This window comes from Amphritea sp. 1_MG-2023 (genome assembly GCF_030547545.1).
Lineage (GTDB): Bacteria > Pseudomonadota > Gammaproteobacteria > Pseudomonadales > Balneatricaceae > Amphritea.
Genome location: NZ_JAUOQE010000026.1, coordinates 33446 through 50207, shown reverse-complemented (window position 1 = coordinate 50207; position 16762 = coordinate 33446). Strand labels below are relative to the sequence as shown.

Sequence of the window (16762 nt, the reverse complement as noted above, 5' to 3'; positions counted from 1 at the left end):
GGCTATTGCTGTCGGCTGGATTCTAGTAAGCTTTGTGGTTATACGTTTTAGCGATGTTTCGCTGTGTTTATATCTATCGCTATTGCAGCAATTAGGTTATCAATTTGATGTGCAACACTGTCAGTCAGAGATGATCTACCGTTACCATCCAACACAGGGCTTTAGTCCCGTTAGCCAACTATCGGATGCTTTAAAGCCGCTATGTTTTAGCGGTGATCAGTTAATGGGGGTTGTCGCTGAGGAATATCACCGTCCTGAGATCCGCCGGGCAGCTAAACGGCTGATGCGCTTAGCCTTAGAAACGCAGTTAGGCGGTCGGCCGCTGCGGAGTCGTGAATTACTTCAAGGATTTCGGCCTAAGCATACGCCAGTCTAGTGCGCGACAACCGCTTCAGGCTATTGCTGTCGGCTGGATTCTAGTAAGCTTTGTGGTTATACGTTTTAGCGATGTTTCGCTGTGTTTATATCTATCATAGAAGAGGTTTATCGTGATTGAGCCAAGCCGTTTATTATTGGGTGTCAATATTGATCATATCGCCACACTGCGTCAGGCGCGGGGCACCCGTTATCCTGATCCGGTACAGGCGGCTGCCGTGGCTGAAGAGGCTGGCGCCGATGGTATCACGGTACATCTACGTGAAGATCGTCGACATATTCAAGATCGTGATATCTATCTGTTAGCGCAAACGCTGCAAACACGGATGAACTTTGAAATGGCGGTGACCGATGAAATGATCTCGATTGCTGAAAAAGTAGGCCCAGGGCATGCTTGCTTAGTGCCCGAGAAGCGGGAAGAGTTAACCACGGAAGGTGGCTTAGATATCGTCGGTCAGCAGTCGAAAATTAAAGCCGCCTGTGATCGTCTAGCCGCTGCGGGCGTTGAAGTGTCGCTGTTCATCGATCCTGAACCGAGTCAAATTGATGCGACGCTGGCCTGTGGCGCTCCGGTGATTGAATTACATACCGGTGCCTATGCTGATGCCGATAACGCAAGCGCCCAACAAGCCGAGTTAGAGCGTATTCGAGATGCCGCCGCCTATGCGTTTAGTAAAGGTCTGATTGTTAATGCAGGGCATGGATTGAATTATCATAATGTTGAACAGATCGCTGAAATTCCTCAGATTAATGAGTTGAATATTGGTCATGGTATTATGGCTAGGGCTGTCTTTGTTGGCTTGAAACAAGCCATTGTTGAAATGCGACAGCTGATGATGGAAACTCAAGTACGAGTACAGTCTCTACGTGATGCTGTGCGGCAATGATACTCGGGGTTGGGACGGATCTGCTGGATATCCGGCGCATTGATAGGGCGTTGAAGCGAACGCCGCGTCTTGCTGAGCGCATTCTCACGGCGGAAGAGTTGCAGCAATTTAAAGCGTCGAAGCAACCGGTTAATTTCTTAGCCAAGCGTTTTGCCGCGAAAGAAGCGGCGGTTAAAGCGCTCGGTACTGGCATCGGTCGAGGTATCAGTTGGCAGCATTTTAGTATTCACTATGATTCGTTAGGTCGACCACTCATTGAGATGAGTGGTGGGGCGCGGGAAAAAGCACAACAGCTCGGTATTCAACATATACATATCTCTTATAGTGATGAAACCGATCATGTGATTGCCTTTGCGGTGGCCGAATCTTGAATACGCGGATGTTGATCGGTTCAGATGCGTTTCTGTGTGTTTTTGATTGAGCTTTTTAGTGGCCCTCGGTATTATTCTGCTTTATCCTTTTTAGATATATAAGACAAACTTTTAATTTCCTTTGGTTATAACTTTATGTTAAATCGAAGCTAGGCGGGCGTGTTGATGAGTATTGATTTTCCAACCATTGAAGATTATGTGGGTAATACCCCTTTGGTGCGCCTGCAGCGATTAGACGTTGGCCGCGGCAATACCGTGTTGTGCAAGCTGGAGGGGAATAATCCGGCGGGTTCGGTTAAAGATCGGCCAGCGATCAGTATGATTCAGTTGGCAGAACAACGCGGGCAGATTACAGCGGGTGATACCCTCATTGAAGCGACGTCAGGCAATACGGGTATTGCGTTAGCGATGGCAGCTGCGATCAAAGGCTACAAGATGATATTGATCATGCCGGATAACAGTAGTGAGGAACGCAAAACATCGATGACGGCTTACGGCGCTAAACTCATCACCGTGACAAAAGAGCAGGGGATGGAAGGTGCGCGGGATCTAGCATTACAGATGCAAGCCGAAGGCAAAGGGATTGTACTTGATCAGTTTGCTAATCAGGATAACCCTGAAGCGCATTATCGAGGCACAGGCCCAGAGCTTTGGCAGCAGACCGATGGTCGAATTACTCATTTTGTGAGTTCCATGGGGACAACGGGTACGATTATGGGCACTTCTCGCTACCTGAAAGAGCAAAATTCAGCGGTGCAAATTGTCGGACTGCAGCCCGCCGAAGGGGCTGCTATTCCCGGTATTCGTCGTTGGCCACAAGCCTATTTACCAAAGATTTTCGAAGCGTCTCGGGTTGATCGGGTCATGGACATCACACAGGAAGAAGCTGAGCAAACGATGCTTGCGATGGCGAGACAAGAGGGTATTTTCTGCGGAGTTTCTTCTGGTGGGGCCGTCGCTGGCGCCCTGCGCTTGGCTCAAGAGGTCGAGAATTCAATTATTGTCTGTATCATCTGCGATCGGGGGGATCGTTATCTCTCTACCGGGGTTTTTAGCCATTAAAACAATTTTTAAAGGAGCTGATGGCTCCTTTTTTTGCCTTTAAACAAGGGGATTACGCACCGCAATAGATCGTTGATGTGGCCTAATTAGGTTGAACTTACTCGCTATTAAAGGTCTGAAATATTAGAATGGGCCGCGGTATGCGCTATGTTTTCAAACACAGGTTTAAAAATAGATCTGTTCCTTGCTATTGTTCAGTGCGGTATTTAGCAGGGAGTTTAGAGCGCAAACGTTTTTCGAGTATCAAGTAACGAAGGAGCGGCGTAGCGCTGTGGTAAAAGTACGCGAAGATCATCCGATCCAGGCTGATGGTAGTGTCGATCTGGAAATGTGGCTGGAACGCTTGCAAGAACAGGTTGAAGTTAAGGATATTGATACAGTTCGTCAGGCGTGTTTGTATGCTCAACAGTTAAAGGACGATGGGGAACCCTCTGAGGATTCATGGAACGATTGTGATAGTTATCTGACCGGCTTAGAGATGGCGCAGATTCTGGTTGAGCTAAATCAGGATCAGGACGCGCTCGTGGCGGCTATTCTGTATCGTAGTGTGCGTGAAAAACGCACCACACTCGAGGATATCCGCCGACGTTTCGGGCCCACCATCGCTACCTTGATTGATGGTGTGTTGCAGATGGCTGCTATCGGTAGTCGTCAGAATCCACGCCGTGAAAATGTTTTGGGACAGAGCGGTAACCCGTTGGACAATGTTCGCAAAATGTTGGTGTCCATGATCGACGATGTCCGCGTTGTGCTGATTAAAATTGCCGAGCGTACCTGTGCCATTCGTCGCGTTAAAGGTGATTCCCGTAAGAAGCGTTACCTCGTTGCTCGAGAAGTTTTTGATGTGTATGCGCCCCTCGCACACCGACTCGGTATTGGCCACATTAAATGGGAGTTGGAAGATCTCTCATTCCGTTATTTAAAACCCAACGATTATAAACAGATAGCGACTCTGCTGGATGAGAAACGTATCGACCGGCAGCAGTTTATCGAAGACGCGGTCAATATTCTCAATACTGAGCTGCAAAAGGTCGATATTGAAGGCGATGTGATGGGGCGAGCCAAACACATCTACAGCATTTGGCGCAAAATGCAGCGTAAGAATATCGCTTTCAATCAGGTGTACGATATTCGTGCCGTTAGGATCTTGGTGCCTGAGATTCGTGATTGCTATACCGTGTTGGGAATTGTGCATGGCTTATGGCGTAATATCCCTCACGAATTTGATGATTATATCGCGTCACCGAAACCCAATGGCTATCGTTCGTTACACACGGCGGTATTCGGTCCATCGGGTAAAGTATTAGAAATTCAGATCCGTACCTTTGCGATGCATGAAGAAGCCGAGTTGGGAGTCTGTGCTCACTGGCTGTATAAAGGCACCGATACTCAGTCTTCCAGTTCGAGCTACGAAGATAAGATCGCATGGTTGCGGCAGGTGCTTGAATGGACCGAAGATCTCAGTGATTCCGAAGCGTTTTCTGAGGTCATTAGTGGTGATGTCGCGCATGATCGGGTGTATGTCTTTACGCCGGATGGTCATGTGGTCGATATGCCGGTTAAATCGACGCCGGTTGATTTTGCTTATCGGGTACATACAGAGGTAGGGCATCGTTGTCGAGGAGCAAAGGTTAACGGTCGGATTGTGCCCTTAACGCGTCAATTGCAAACCGGTGATCAAGTCGAAATTCTAACCGCCAATGAGGAACATCCGCGCCGTGACTGGCTTAACCCTAACCTTGGATATATCACTAGCGCTCGTTCACGTGCCAAGGTTCAGCATTGGTTTAAGTTACAGGATAAAGATAAAAATGCGGCGGCGGGTAAGAAAATTATTGAGCGTGAATTCCGTCGTCTGGCACTAGAGAGTGCCGATCTTAACTTTAAACAGATGGCGAAAGTGGTCAATCACCGTACGGCGGAAGATATGTATGCGGCGTTGGGTGCCGGTGATATTCGTCTATCGCAGGTAATTAATGCGGCGCAACAGCAAGTTGATACCGATCATCACGATGCGCAGCTCGATCTAGCCCTGTTGGGCACTGGCAATCGTACTGCGCGAGACAATCATGTTTCTGATGGCATTAATATCCGTGGGGTCGGTAATCTACTCACCTCGATTGCGCCATGTTGTAAACCGGTGCCGGGTGACCTTATTATTGGTTATATCACCAAGAATCGAGGCGTATCGATACATCGGGAAGATTGCATTAACGTATTTCAGCTACGTCAGCATGAAGGCGAGCGAGTGGTTGAGGTAAGTTGGGGCGAAGAGGCTGAGTCAACGTATCCGGTGGATATTTACGTTGAAGCCTTTGATCGTTCTGGCTTGTTACGCGATCTGATGATGGTGATGGCGAATGAAAATGTCAATCTCGTTGCTGCTCATACTCAGTCGGATAAGAAGAGTAATATTGCGCAGCTAACCCTAACCATTGAGATCAGTCGCCTTGAGTTACTAGGGAAAATTATGGATAAGATTAATCAAATTCCAAATGTGACCGACGTACATCGACAGCGAAGCGGTGCTTGATGGCGGATTATAATCTTAACGATCTGATTGCGCTGATGGCGAGACTGCGAGATCCCGAGGATGGTTGCCCTTGGGATTTGAAGCAAGATTTTGCCAGCATTGTGCCGCATACGCTTGAAGAAGCCTATGAGGTAGCCGATGCCATTGAGCGACAAGATTGGGATCATTTGCAGGGTGAGCTCGGAGATCTATTATTTCAAGTGATTTTCTATGCCCGATTAGCCGAAGAACAGCACGGTTATGGCTTGGCTGAGGTTATCGATACCTTGGTGGCCAAACTGATTCGTCGCCATCCACATGTGTTCCCTGACGGCACATTGACAAGTCGATGTACGACAGAGGCGCTAGATGAACAGCGTATCAAAGATACTTGGGAAGCGATCAAAGCGGATGAGCGAAGCGAAAAGCCACTGCAAGAATCTCGGGTTTTAGATGATATTCCCATGGCGCTGCCTGCGCTTAATCGTGCCGAGAAGCTGCAAAAACGGGCCGCCAGAGTGGGTTTCGATTGGGGTGATGTTTTGCCTGTGCTGGATAAAATCGAAGAGGAAATTGCTGAACTGCGTGAAGCCATTGCCGCCGGCGATGAGCTAGAAATGGAGCATGAACTAGGTGACCTGATGTTTGCGCAGGTGAACTTAGCGCGTCATATGGGGATTAACCCCGAAAGTGCATTGCGCTATACCAACCAGAAATTCACTCAGCGCTTTAGTTATATTGAAGATCAAGTTAAGGCGTCTTCACGACGTTGGGCCGATTTTACTCTGGATGAGCTCGATAGCTGGTGGAATGAAGCTAAACGTAAAGGGCTATAAGCCACGCACGTTATTAATGCATTGTGATGGCACTCGTCAGTGGGTTCGATGAATCAGCCTGAAGGGAGAATTGAGATGGGTTCGTTACAATGGGTTTTGTTGGCACTGCTGATTATGATTGGCTTAGCCTATTGGAATTACCAACGCATTGATGATCAGCGTAAGGCTCTGCAAACGGCAGGTTTTCAGGTATCTGATGATCTTAAAGGTAGTCCGCCTCTGCTTGTTAGTAGCTCGCAGCGTCAAATTGCCGTGCTTCAGCCGAGTGGCTATGTACGCTTCGATTTTGATCAATTGCAACAGTTTGAAGTGCGCTCGAATTCGGGCGCAGAGTCAGAGAGTCATTTTCGTATCGCCTTAGGTTTATCGGGGATGACGGTTGCTGAGATCGAAGTGGGTTATGAAAATGAACATCGAGCGGCGATCGCATTGAAGCAGTTACGTCAGTTAACCGATCACTAAGGTACTACTTTAATACTGCGACTAAGATAGTATTTGTGCTTTGCCCCCTTCCTGTAGTATCAATGTATAGTATCAATGTTATTGTATTTACAGTGTTTTATATCAGAACCTTAGCTTAATGTTTAATTTAAGTACTGTATCGATAGACAGGGGGTGCGGAATGACAACGCTTCATGAAGACCTGCGGGACGATGTTCGGATGCTCGGGGAGTGCCTTGGACAAACGATCGTTTCCCATAAAGGACAGGCATTTCTCGATAAAATCGAAACCATTCGAGCCCTTTCCAAAGCGGGGCGTTCATCTGGCAAGCCAGTCGATGATCAATTACTTAAGACGCTCAGCGAACTCAATGATGACGATTTACTGCCCGTCGCTCGAGCCTTTACTCAGTTTCTTAATTTATCCAATATAGCGGAAGAGCATCATCGAGTACGTCGACGTTCCGGCGTGATGGATGTGTGTACGCAAGATTCTTTTTGTGGATTATTAGGCCGCTTACAACAGCAAGGCGTCAGTAAGCAGCAGATTGCTGAGGCTGTTGGAAATATGGATGTTGAGCTCGTTCTGACGGCTCATCCAACGGAAGTTAATCGTCGCACCCTGATTCAAAAATTCGATTCTATTACTGAATGCTTACAGCGTATCGATCGGGGTGAAGATCTCCGTCACCGCTTACATGATCTAATCAGTCAAGCTTGGCATACCGATGCGATTCGCAAACAACGGCCTACGCCGGTGGATGAAGCTAAGTGGGGATTTGCAGTAATTGAAAACTCGCTGTGGGAAGCGGTGCCGGTGTTTTTACGGCATATTGATCAGCAACTGTTTGATGCAACGGGCATTCACCTGCCCCTGACTCGTTCGCCCGTTCGCTTTGCCTCTTGGATGGGGGGGGATCGTGATGGCAACCCTAATGTGACCTCCGCGACCACCGAAAAGGTGTTGCTACTGTCACGCTGGATGGCCGCCGATCTATATATTAGAGATATCGAACGCTTGCGCTCCGAGCTATCCATGAATCAATGCAGCGATGAGATGCGAGAGCGGGTCGGTGATCATGCAGAGCCCTATCGTGAACTGTTACGCATCGTCAGTCAGACGTTAACGAAGACTAAACACTGGGCGACTGAACGACTTGATGGTCGTCCTGTGGATAAAGAAGATATCTATATTTTACCCGCTCAGTTGCTGGAGCCGTTGCAACTGATCGATACCTCATTGCGTCAGTGTCAGATGGAAGTGATTGCGGACGGCCTGTTAAGCGATACGCTGCGTCGAGTGGGTTGTTTTGGTATGACCTTGGTTAACCTAGATGTTCGTCAGAATGCCGATCGTCATGCTGAAGTGATGGATGAATTGACCGGCTTCTACGGTATAGGTTGTTACAGTGAGTGGAGCGAAACTAACAAACAGATGTTTCTGTTACGTGAGTTACAGGAAAAACGTCCGCTGTTTCCCCGTGATTGGCACCCCAGTGCCGATGTTCAAGAGGTGCTGGATACCTGTCGAGTCGTGGCTTGCGAAGAGCCTAACTCGCTGGGGTCCTATGTTATTTCGATGGCGAGTCAGCCGTCCGATGTTCTTGCCGTTATTCTGCTGCTCAAAGAGAGCGGTATACAGCATAATATTCGTGTGGTGCCCCTGTTTGAAACGCTAGATGATCTGGATAATGCCGAAAACTGTATCCGACAACTATTAGCGATACCTTGGTATAAAAACTATACCGAAGGCCATCAAGAAGTAATGATTGGTTATTCCGATTCATCCAAAGATGCTGGACAGTTAGCGGCGGCTTGGGGGCAGTATCGAGCGCAGGAAGCGCTCACTCAGGTTTGTCGGGAATACGATGTTCATTTGACCTTATTTCACGGTCGTGGCGGGACGGTTGGCCGTGGCGGTGGTCCGAGTCATACGGCTATTTTGGCGCAGCCTCCGGGATCGGTTGCGGGTAGTCTGCGGGTGACAGAGCAGGGCGAGATGATTCGCTTTAAGTTTGGTGTGCCTGAAATTGCGGTACGTAACTTAGAACTGTATACCTCGGCTACGCTTGAGGCGACGCTGGCACCAGCCCCTGGGCCTAAACCTGAATGGCGTCAGTTAATGAATGAGATGGCGCTGGCGGGTTTGACGGCGTATCGGCAAGTAGTGCGCTACGATCCACAGTTTGTGTCTTATTTCCGCTCGGCAACTCCCGAACAAGAGCTGGCTAAGTTACCGTTAGGCAGTCGACCCGCGAAACGTAAAGCCGATGGTGGCGTTGAAAGTCTGCGGGCTATACCGTGGATCTTTGCTTGGACGCAAATTCGGCTAATGTTACCAGCATGGCTTGGCAGTGATGTTGCCTTACAGCAAACCTTGGACAAGGGGCAATTTGAACTGGTGCAGACGATGCGCCGAGATTGGCCTTTTTTCCGCTCCTATATGGATATGTTAGAGATGGTGATGGCCAAAGCGGATGGCAATATTGCTGCATATTATGAAAAGCGCTTGGTGTCTGAAGAATTATCAGTATTAGGTGCGGATCTACGTTGTCGATTAGCGCACACCATCGAACTGGTGAAACAGATTAAACAGCAGGATAGGCTATTAGAGCACAGCCCAGTGATTCGTCAATCGATTGAGGTACGTAACCCCTATATTGATCCATTGCACTTTTTGCAGGCTGAACTGCTCTATCGAGATCGTAATCAACCGGATGAGCGCCTAGAACAGGCATTAATGATTACCATGGCGGGTATATCTGCAGGGATGAGAAACACCGGTTAAGCGGGTTGTTAGGGTTATAGCCTCCGTAACGCGCTAAGCTTTACGCCTACGATGATGAGATAGAGGCTCGATCAAGCATAATAAGTGTCTTCATCGCTTGTTATGCTTGATTATTGATTGATGATTAAGGCCAACAATTGCCGATCTTATCCTTTTGGGGGGTTGCTACCTTAGAGTGTTTTGACTACCCTCGAGCGTTGTTTTTTGTCCTAGTGACGTCAATATTACATGTTTGACTAAAATAGCCTCCCGCCATTGGCCGATTTAATCTGTAGATTGTAGGTCGAATGTCCAATTGTGTGTCGCAGGCATAGGGTTATAGTGTGACATATTACCTTTAAGGAAATGTCAGCAGGTAGCGATCTAATGGGCGCCTGACACTAAGGTCTGAAGTTACAAGCTTTTAAGTTACAAGCTTTTAAATTATAAAATTAGAAACGGAGCAATCCTTACATGCGAATCATTCTTTTAGGTGCGCCAGGTGCTGGTAAAGGCACTCAGGCCCAGTATATCTGCGAAAAATACAGTATTCCTCAGATTTCTACGGGCGATATGTTGCGTGCAGCGGTTAAGGCCGGAACGCCGCTAGGCATTGAAGCTAAAAAAGTAATGGATGCGGGTGGCTTAGTATCCGATGACATCATCATCGGTTTGGTGAAAGAACGTATCACCGAGTCTGATTGCGCCAATGGTTTTTTGTTTGATGGCTTTCCACGCACCATCCCTCAAGCGGATGCGATGAAGGATGCGGGTGTGGCCATCGATGCGGTGGTTGAGATCGATGTTGCTGATGAAGAAATCATTAAGCGGATGGCGGGACGTCGCGTTCATCCGGGATCGGGTCGTACCTACCATGTGATCTTTAACCCACCGGCAAGTGAAGGTAAAGACGATGTGACCGGTGAAGAGCTGGTGCAACGTGAAGATGATAAAGAAGAAACCGTGCGTCAGCGCCTCGATGTCTATCATGAGCAGACCGCTCCTCTGATTAGTTATTATAAGGGTTGGTCTGAGACCGCAGCGGCAGATGCACCGGCATATAACTATATTGCGGGCGTGGGTAGTGTTGAAGATATTCGTGATGCGGTGTTTACTTCACTAAAAAGCTAATTCTTTACCGACTTTATAAAAAACCGCTTGTTAGAGCGGTTTTTTATTGTCTGTGATTCCGCGATAATAGCGCTTTGCTTACAATCGGACATATATTGATGACTCAGCCCAAAACAGCGGTGCTGCTGGTAAACCTCGGTTCGCCAGATCAACCTACGCCGGCGGCCGTTCGCCGGTATCTTAAAGAGTTTTTATCGGATCGCCGAGTCGTTGAAGGTGATGGTATCATGCGGTTGATTTGGCTAACGGTGCTCAACGGTATTATTTTGACTTTTCGTCCGCGTAAAGTAGCTAAACTATACGCCTCGATTTGGCATCAAGATTCGCCGTTGCGATTGATTCTGAATCAACAAGTGGCGGCGCTGCAACTCGCGCTGCAGCAACAGATGCCGGATCAGCAGATTCAGGTTTTTTCGGCTATGACCTATGGTAATCCAGGTTTAACTGCTCGACTTGAGGAGTTGAATGCGGCGGGGTATCGCAAAATTTTGGTGCTCCCGCTTTATCCACAATATTCAGCAACCACCACCGCACCCATCTATGATTTGATCGCTCGCTTTCAGATGAAAACCCGTGATTTCGGCGATATTCGCGTTATTCATGATTATCATGATCATCCGCTTTATATTCGGGCGTTAGCCGAGTCGGTACAGGCGTTTCAAGCAGCCAACCCGCGCAGTGATAAGTTAATATTGTCTTACCATGGTATTCCTCAGGAGTATGCGGCGAAAGGTGATCCCTATCCTGAACATTGTCATCGCACCTCCGAACTCTTGGCGAAAGCGTTGGGGCTCACAACAGATCAATGGCAAACGACTTTTCAGTCTCGTTTTGGGCCGAAGGCGTGGTTACAGCCTTACACCGATAAAACCCTTGCTGCGTTGCCTGGCAGTGGGGTAAAAAAGGTCAATATTATCTGTCCGGCATTTTCTGCCGATTGCCTCGAGACGCTCGAAGAGATTGCGGTTGAAAATCGCGATGTCTTTATGGAGGCAGGAGGCGAACAATATCAGTATATTGCGGCGTTGAATGCCGATCCGGGGATGATTAATCTGCTGGTGGCACTGGTAAAAGACAACAGTTCCGGCTGGTTTAATCGGGCCGATACAACGAATACATTAAATGAGACAAACAATGCGTCCTGAATATATCTTTGGTATCCATGCGGCCACCACCGCTCTACAGCGTGATAGTAAGCGGGTTAAAGGAGTGTGGGTGCTGAAAGGACGGCTTGATGGGCGGATGCAAGCACTGTTAGAGCTGGCCGCTGAGAAGCAACTGAGCGTCGCTAGAGTGAGCCGTAAGGAACTCGATGATATGGCTGAGAATGGCGTACATCAGGGCGTTGTGGTTGCCTGTGAGCCGATTCAGGCGAAAAATGAGCAATTTCTTGATGCGCTGCTTGAGAAACTTGAACAACCGGCGTTTTTATTGGTGCTCGATGGGGTAACCGACCCGCATAACTTAGGGGCTTGTTTACGTACGGCGGATGCGGCCGGTGTTCATGCAGTGATTGCCCCGAAAGATAAATCGGCGCCACTGAATGCTACGGCCAGTAAGGTGGCTTGCGGTGCGGCGGAAGTCATGCCGTATGTGTTAGTCACTAATCTCGCGCGTACCTTAAAAGAGTTACAGCAAAAGGGTATCTGGATTACGGGTACGGCCGGTGAAGCCGATACTTTGGTTTACGATGCGGATCTGAAAGGTCCGATGGCCTTAGTCATGGGAGCCGAGGGGCAGGGGATGCGCCGTCTGACGCGAGAGCATTGTGATTTTTTGGTAAAAATCGATATGGCCGGTGAGGTTTCATCACTGAATGTCTCGGTTGCCACCGGTGTCTGCTTATTTGAAGCCGTTAGACAAAGAAAAGCCTAAGCTTTTCTTTGTCTAGACGTGTAGCCACGAGCCATTGTTGCCGGTATTAACCTTCAGCGGCGGCTAAAATACTCTCTGTATGCCGCGCAATCATGGCTTCTTCATTGGTGGGTATCACCCGCACCGTGACGGGGCTGGTGGCTTTGCTGATAATCGCTTCACTCTCCTGGTTGGCGCTTTTATTTAGTTTTATGCCGAGCCAGTCGAGCTGATCGCAAATTCGTTTACGCAAACTGCTGTCGTTCTCGCCAACGCCCGCGGTAAACACCAATTGATCTAACCCCTGCAGCGCAGCGCTTAGACGACCTATTTCTAGCACAGCACGATAGACGAACATGGCGATGGCTTCTTCGGCTTCGGGCTGATCCGATTGCTTTAGTTCTTGCATATCCGAGCTGATTCCCGAGACGCCTAACCAGCCACAATCTTTATAAATAAAGCGTTCTAATTGGTCTGTATCCATATCATAGTTACGCTGCAGATAGAGCAACACGCCGGGATCAATATTACCGGTACGGGTGCCCATAGGTAGACCTTCAACGGCGGAAAAACCCATGGAAGAGGCGATTGATTTTCCCTCTTTTATCGCACACATGCTGGACCCAGCACCGAGATGACAGACAATGGTTTTATCGCTTTCTGCGCCATGGCCTATTTTTTTCAAACTGTGTTGAATAAATTCATAGGACAGACCATGGAAGCCATATCGATGTATACCCGCTTCGGTGAATTTTCGCGGGATGGCGTAATGCTGTTCTACATCGGGCTGATGGGCGTGAAACATGGTATCAAAACAGAGAATCTGAGGTAGCGCTGGTTTTAGGTGTTGGCAGGCTCGAATCAACTTAAGACTGAAGGGTTGATGTAATGGCGCGAGTGGAATGAGGGATTCAAGATTATTTAAAATGGTGTCGTTGGCGACAACGGGTTCGCTAAACAATTCGCCGCCGTGCACTACTCGGTGACCAAAGGCTTTAATATCGTTGTCAGGTAGATTCTTATCAACCCATTGTATGACTTCATCGAGACAGGATTGATGACGGTGATCAATTGCTATGTCTGTCATATCGAGTTGATGCTGTTCGACTATTTCACCTTGTGGGGAAAGTACCTTCATCGCGGGATGGTTGAGAATATTGCTTAATTTAAACGTATAAATATTATCCGCAATATCGTCATGACGAAAAAATAGAGCACACTTAAGACTGGAAGAGCCGCCATTGACGGTTAAGATCAGACTCATGTTATTTTTTCTCCTGTGGATGCAAAACCATATGTGATGCTAATGCGCAGGACGCTAGACGAGTGAGCGTGCCTTCGGCGCGACTGTTGAGGATGATGGGGGCTCGGGCACCCAATGCAATCCCCGCTGATTTAGCGTCGGCAAGGTAGATGAGCTGCTTAGCGATCATATTAGCGGCTTCAAGGTCGGGCGCTAAGAGAATGTCAGCATCGCCGGAGACAGGCGAAGAGATATGCTTATCGATAGCGGCTTGTAGTGAGATAGCATTATCGAAGGCCAGCGGCCCATCGAGAATAGCGCCGCTAATCTGCCCTCTATCGGCCATTTTACATAAGGATGCCGCGTCAATGGTGCTCTGCATTGAAGGCTTTACTTTCTCGACGGCGGCGAGAATAGCGACTTTAGGTTCTTTGATGCCCAGCGCATGGCAGAAATCGATAGCGTTTTGCACGATATCTTGTTTCGTCAGTAGATCTGGAGCGACGTTAATCGCGGCATCGGTGATCATCAAGGGTTTATGGTAGTTAGGTACATCGAGTACAAATACATGACTTAGACGGCGCTCGGTACGAATGCCCAAGGTTTTATGGACCACGGCACTGAGGAGTTCAGAGGTGCCTAAATCGCCTTTCATGAGGGTTTCTGCGCGGGCCTCACGTATGAGACTGACCGCTGTTTCGGCGGCCGCGTGACTATGTTCAACATCGATCAGTTCATAATTGTCGATATTCAACTCATATTTTTCGGCGGCGGCTTTAATCTTTGCGGCAGGGCCGACGAGAATCGGTACGATCAGTCCTCGTTCAGCCGCTTCAATGGCACCTATCAGTCCGTTATGTTCAACGGGATGCACCACAGCCGTGATGACAGGGCGTGCTTTCACCGCTTCTTCAATAAAAAACTCGAGTTGGTTATGAATGGGAGGCTTGTCAGAAAGAATCATGATGGTACTCCAAGTAATCGGTCCTGATTGTCGGGGTAGATGCTATCTGGTTTATAACATTGACGTGTTATGATAAAAACCGTATATCAAGCACTATGTCTTATTTACCTTATGATATGAGTATGAACATCTTATGGCGCAGTGCAACAATAAAAATTGATAATGTAATAATTTTATAATTAATCCAAATGTTTTTTTATAACGCAGATGCAAAACTAGAGACTCACGCGTTATTTCGCAGCTGAGGGATGCACGTTATCAACATCAATCGTTTATATAAGTGACTCCTTAAGTGTCATAATTTTGCTTGAACTATCTCTGGCTTGGATGATGTAATCAACCGACCAGATTGATGAAAGAAGGGTGGGAATAATGGATTGTCTGTTTTGTAAAATTTTGAATAGTGAAATTCCGGCGGATATTATCTACGAGGATGATAAAGTAATCGCGTTTAATGATATTAATCCTCAGGCTCCGACTCATGCGCTGATTATTCCCCGCAAACATATCACGACGTTAAATGATATTGCCCCTGAAGACTGTGAAGTCGTTGGGCATATGGTCAGCGTGGCCAGTAAGATAGCGAAGCAGCAAGGCTTTGATACTGATGGCTACCGTACGGTATTTAACTGTAATAGCCATGGTGGTCAGACCGTTTATCATATTCATTTACATCTACTTGGCGGTAAACCAATGGGATGGCCGCCTTATCAGGACACCCTGAAAACACCGGTGTGAGCGGTTCTCGATAGATAAAAAACCGCCCATGGCGGTTTTTTTATAGAGTGATCTGTCGAGTTAGGCTACCGCATCGACGTTCATTTTTACAGGACAATGGAGTTTATGTTGCACTTCACCCTCGGGGGTGACGGACTCTAGGTGAATATCGAATCCCCAGAGACGATGAAGGTGTTTAAGTACCTCGTCGGTGTCTGCCGCTAACGGTTGTTCGTTATGAATATAGTGACGTAGCGTGAGGGAACGATCACCCCTGATATCGACATTGTAGATTTGAATATTGGGCTCGCGATTACCAATATTATAGCTAGCAGCAAGGTCTTCACGAACTTGTTGATAGCCTTGTTCATCATGGATTGCGCTAACCTGCATGGTACTGAGCGCGGTATTATCGGTAATGGTAAAGAGTTTGAGTTCCCGCATCATATGGGGTGACAGGTATTGGAGGATAAAACTCTCATCTTTATAGTTGCGCATTGCATGTTGTAACGTCTCATTCCAGTCACTACCCGCAATATCTGGAAACCATTGCCGATCTTCATCGGTAGGGTTTTCACAGATACGACGGATATCCTGCATCATGCCGAACCCCAAGGCATAGGGATTAATACCGTTAAAATAGGGCGAATCAAACGGTGGTTGATAGATAACACTGGTATGGGAGTGGAGGAACTCCATAATAAACCCATCGGTTACTAAACCCTCGTCATGAAGATGATTAAGGATGGTGTAGTGCCAGAAACAGGCCCAGCCTTCATTCATGACCTGTGTTTGTCGTTGTGGATAGTAGTATTGGGAGATTTTACGCACGATACGTACAATTTCCCGTTGCCAAGGTTCGAGTAAGGGGGCATTTTTTTCGATGAAATAGAGCAGGTTTTCTTCTGGATCTTTGGGGAAATGCGGCGTCTTATCTTGAACGACTTCATCCTTTCTCGGGATAGTATTCCAAAGTTGATTGAGATGACGCTGAACGTACTCTTCTCGCTCAAGTAATCGATTCTTCTCTTCTTCCGGGGTGATTGGCTGCGGACGCAGGTAACGATTGACGCCGTAATTCATCAGCGCATGACAAGAATCTAACATCTGTTCGACCGCATCAACCCCATGCCGTTCTTCACATTTCGCGATGTAGTTTTTAGCAAACAGCAGGTAATCGATAATTGCCGAGGCATCGGTCCAGGTTTTGAACAGGTAGTTACCCTTGAAAAATGAGTTATGACCGTAGCAGGCGTGTGCAATCACCAGTGCTTGCATCGTCATGGTATTCTCTTCCATCAAATAGGAGATGCAAGGATTTGAATTGATAACGATCTCATAGGCCAGCCCCATCTGACCTCGCTTATACTGTTGTTCGGTAGAGACAAACTGTTTGCCGAAAGACCAGTGATTGTAGTTGAGTGGCATACCGACCGACGAGTAAGCATCCATCATCTGTTCCGAGGTGATGACCTCGATCTGATTAGGGTAGGTATCTAGGCCGTAATGTTCGGCCACTCGGGCTATCTCTTGATCGTATTTTTGAATCAGTTCGAAGGTCCATTCTGACCCGGTGGAGATAGGCTCTCGCTGTTTCATAGG

General features: G+C 47.8%; 15 protein-coding genes. 12 read left to right on the top strand and 3 right to left on the bottom strand.

Translation table 11 applies throughout. The features are described 5' to 3' along the window. Nucleotides 1-34 precede the first annotated feature (34 nt). The 11 genes from Q4488_RS13730 to rlmB all read left to right on the top strand — a co-directional run bounded on the left by Q4488_RS13730 (nucleotide 35) and on the right by rlmB (nucleotide 12257). Nucleotides 35-376: a DNA repair protein RecO gene (locus Q4488_RS13730; protein WP_303581047.1), complete on the top strand. Its 342-nt coding sequence runs from the start codon at nucleotides 35-37 to the stop codon at nucleotides 374-376. Between the two features lie 115 nt (nucleotides 377-491). Then, nucleotides 492-1262: a pyridoxine 5'-phosphate synthase gene (pdxJ, locus tag Q4488_RS13725; RefSeq protein ID WP_303581061.1), complete on the top strand. Its 771-nt coding sequence runs from the start codon at nucleotides 492-494 to the stop codon at nucleotides 1260-1262. Continuing rightward, complete coding sequence (acpS, locus tag Q4488_RS13720; protein ID WP_303581046.1) at nucleotides 1259-1633, top strand: holo-ACP synthase; 375 nt, start codon at nucleotides 1259-1261, stop codon at nucleotides 1631-1633. The genes pdxJ and acpS overlap by 4 nt, the downstream gene beginning before the upstream one ends. Before the next feature lie 165 nt (nucleotides 1634-1798). Continuing rightward, nucleotides 1799-2695 (top strand): cysteine synthase CysM, encoded by an 897-nt coding sequence (cysM, locus tag Q4488_RS13715; RefSeq protein ID WP_303581045.1) that lies wholly within the window; start codon nucleotides 1799-1801, stop codon nucleotides 2693-2695. Between the two features lie 271 nt (nucleotides 2696-2966). Then, complete coding sequence (gene relA / locus Q4488_RS13710) at nucleotides 2967-5228, top strand: GTP diphosphokinase (protein ID WP_303581044.1); 2262 nt, start codon at nucleotides 2967-2969, stop codon at nucleotides 5226-5228. Next, nucleotides 5228-6043: a nucleoside triphosphate pyrophosphohydrolase gene (gene mazG / locus Q4488_RS13705; protein ID WP_303581043.1), complete on the top strand. Its 816-nt coding sequence runs from the start codon at nucleotides 5228-5230 to the stop codon at nucleotides 6041-6043. Before relA ends, mazG begins: the two co-directional genes overlap by 1 nt. A 48-nt stretch (nucleotides 6044-6091) precedes the next feature. Then, the gene (locus Q4488_RS13700; RefSeq protein WP_303581042.1) at nucleotides 6092-6505 is read left to right on the top strand and encodes a hypothetical protein; all 414 of its coding nucleotides are present in this window, start codon (nucleotides 6092-6094) and stop codon (nucleotides 6503-6505) included. A gap of 160 nt (nucleotides 6506-6665) precedes the next feature. Next, entirely contained in the window at nucleotides 6666-9272 is a 2607-nt protein-coding gene (gene ppc / locus Q4488_RS13695) for a phosphoenolpyruvate carboxylase (RefSeq protein ID WP_303581041.1), read from the top strand. Between the two features lie 453 nt (nucleotides 9273-9725). Further along, nucleotides 9726-10382, top strand: a complete 657-nt coding sequence (gene adk / locus Q4488_RS13690) for an adenylate kinase (RefSeq protein ID WP_303581040.1) — start codon at nucleotides 9726-9728, stop codon at nucleotides 10380-10382. Between the two features lie 98 nt (nucleotides 10383-10480). Continuing rightward, nucleotides 10481-11527 (top strand): ferrochelatase, encoded by a 1047-nt coding sequence (gene hemH, locus Q4488_RS13685; RefSeq protein WP_303581039.1) that lies wholly within the window; start codon nucleotides 10481-10483, stop codon nucleotides 11525-11527. Continuing rightward, nucleotides 11517-12257, top strand: a complete 741-nt coding sequence (gene rlmB, locus Q4488_RS13680) for a 23S rRNA (guanosine(2251)-2'-O)-methyltransferase RlmB (RefSeq protein ID WP_303581060.1) — start codon at nucleotides 11517-11519, stop codon at nucleotides 12255-12257. Before hemH ends, rlmB begins: the two co-directional genes overlap by 11 nt. A gap of 46 nt (nucleotides 12258-12303) precedes the next feature. On the opposite strand, the gene Q4488_RS13675 is transcribed toward rlmB, so the two are convergent. Then, on the bottom strand, nucleotides 12304-13500 hold the full coding sequence (locus Q4488_RS13675; RefSeq protein WP_303581038.1) for an acetate/propionate family kinase: 1197 nt from the start codon (nucleotides 13498-13500) through the stop codon (nucleotides 12304-12306). 1 nt (nucleotide 13501) lies between these two features. Next, entirely contained in the window at nucleotides 13502-14443 is a 942-nt protein-coding gene (locus tag Q4488_RS13670) for a bifunctional enoyl-CoA hydratase/phosphate acetyltransferase (protein WP_303581037.1), read from the bottom strand. Nucleotides 14444-14815: 372 nt separating this feature from the next. On the opposite strand from Q4488_RS13670, the gene Q4488_RS13665 reads away from it, so the two are divergent. Beyond that, nucleotides 14816-15181: a histidine triad nucleotide-binding protein gene (locus Q4488_RS13665; RefSeq protein ID WP_303581036.1), complete on the top strand. Its 366-nt coding sequence runs from the start codon at nucleotides 14816-14818 to the stop codon at nucleotides 15179-15181. Between the two features lie 60 nt (nucleotides 15182-15241). Here the strand turns inward: Q4488_RS13665 and Q4488_RS13660 are convergent, their stop codons facing one another. Continuing rightward, nucleotides 15242-16759: a SpoVR family protein gene (locus Q4488_RS13660; protein WP_303581035.1), complete on the bottom strand. Its 1518-nt coding sequence runs from the start codon at nucleotides 16757-16759 to the stop codon at nucleotides 15242-15244. Nucleotides 16760-16762 lie beyond the last annotated feature (3 nt).

Excerpts from the sequence above, each read along its gene's own strand:
- acpS (WP_303581046.1), top strand. The coding sequence starts at position 1,259 with ATGATACTCGGGGTTGGGACGGATCTGCTGGATATCCGGCGCATTGAT.
- cysM (WP_303581045.1), top strand. The coding sequence starts at position 1,799 with ATGAGTATTGATTTTCCAACCATTGAAGATTATGTGGGTAATACCCCT.
- mazG (WP_303581043.1), top strand. The coding sequence starts at position 5,228 with ATGGCGGATTATAATCTTAACGATCTGATTGCGCTGATGGCGAGACTG.
- Q4488_RS13700 (WP_303581042.1), top strand. The coding sequence starts at position 6,092 with ATGAATCAGCCTGAAGGGAGAATTGAGATGGGTTCGTTACAATGGGTT.
- ppc (WP_303581041.1), top strand. The coding sequence starts at position 6,666 with ATGACAACGCTTCATGAAGACCTGCGGGACGATGTTCGGATGCTCGGG.
- adk (WP_303581040.1), top strand. The coding sequence starts at position 9,726 with ATGCGAATCATTCTTTTAGGTGCGCCAGGTGCTGGTAAAGGCACTCAG.
- hemH (WP_303581039.1), top strand. The coding sequence starts at position 10,481 with ATGACTCAGCCCAAAACAGCGGTGCTGCTGGTAAACCTCGGTTCGCCA.
- rlmB (WP_303581060.1), top strand. The coding sequence starts at position 11,517 with ATGCGTCCTGAATATATCTTTGGTATCCATGCGGCCACCACCGCTCTA.
- Q4488_RS13675 (WP_303581038.1), bottom strand. The coding sequence starts at position 13,500 with ATGAGTCTGATCTTAACCGTCAATGGCGGCTCTTCCAGTCTTAAGTGT.
- Q4488_RS13670 (WP_303581037.1), bottom strand. The coding sequence starts at position 14,443 with ATGATTCTTTCTGACAAGCCTCCCATTCATAACCAACTCGAGTTTTTT.
- Q4488_RS13665 (WP_303581036.1), top strand. The coding sequence starts at position 14,816 with ATGGATTGTCTGTTTTGTAAAATTTTGAATAGTGAAATTCCGGCGGAT.
- Q4488_RS13660 (WP_303581035.1), bottom strand. The coding sequence starts at position 16,759 with ATGAAACAGCGAGAGCCTATCTCCACCGGGTCAGAATGGACCTTCGAA.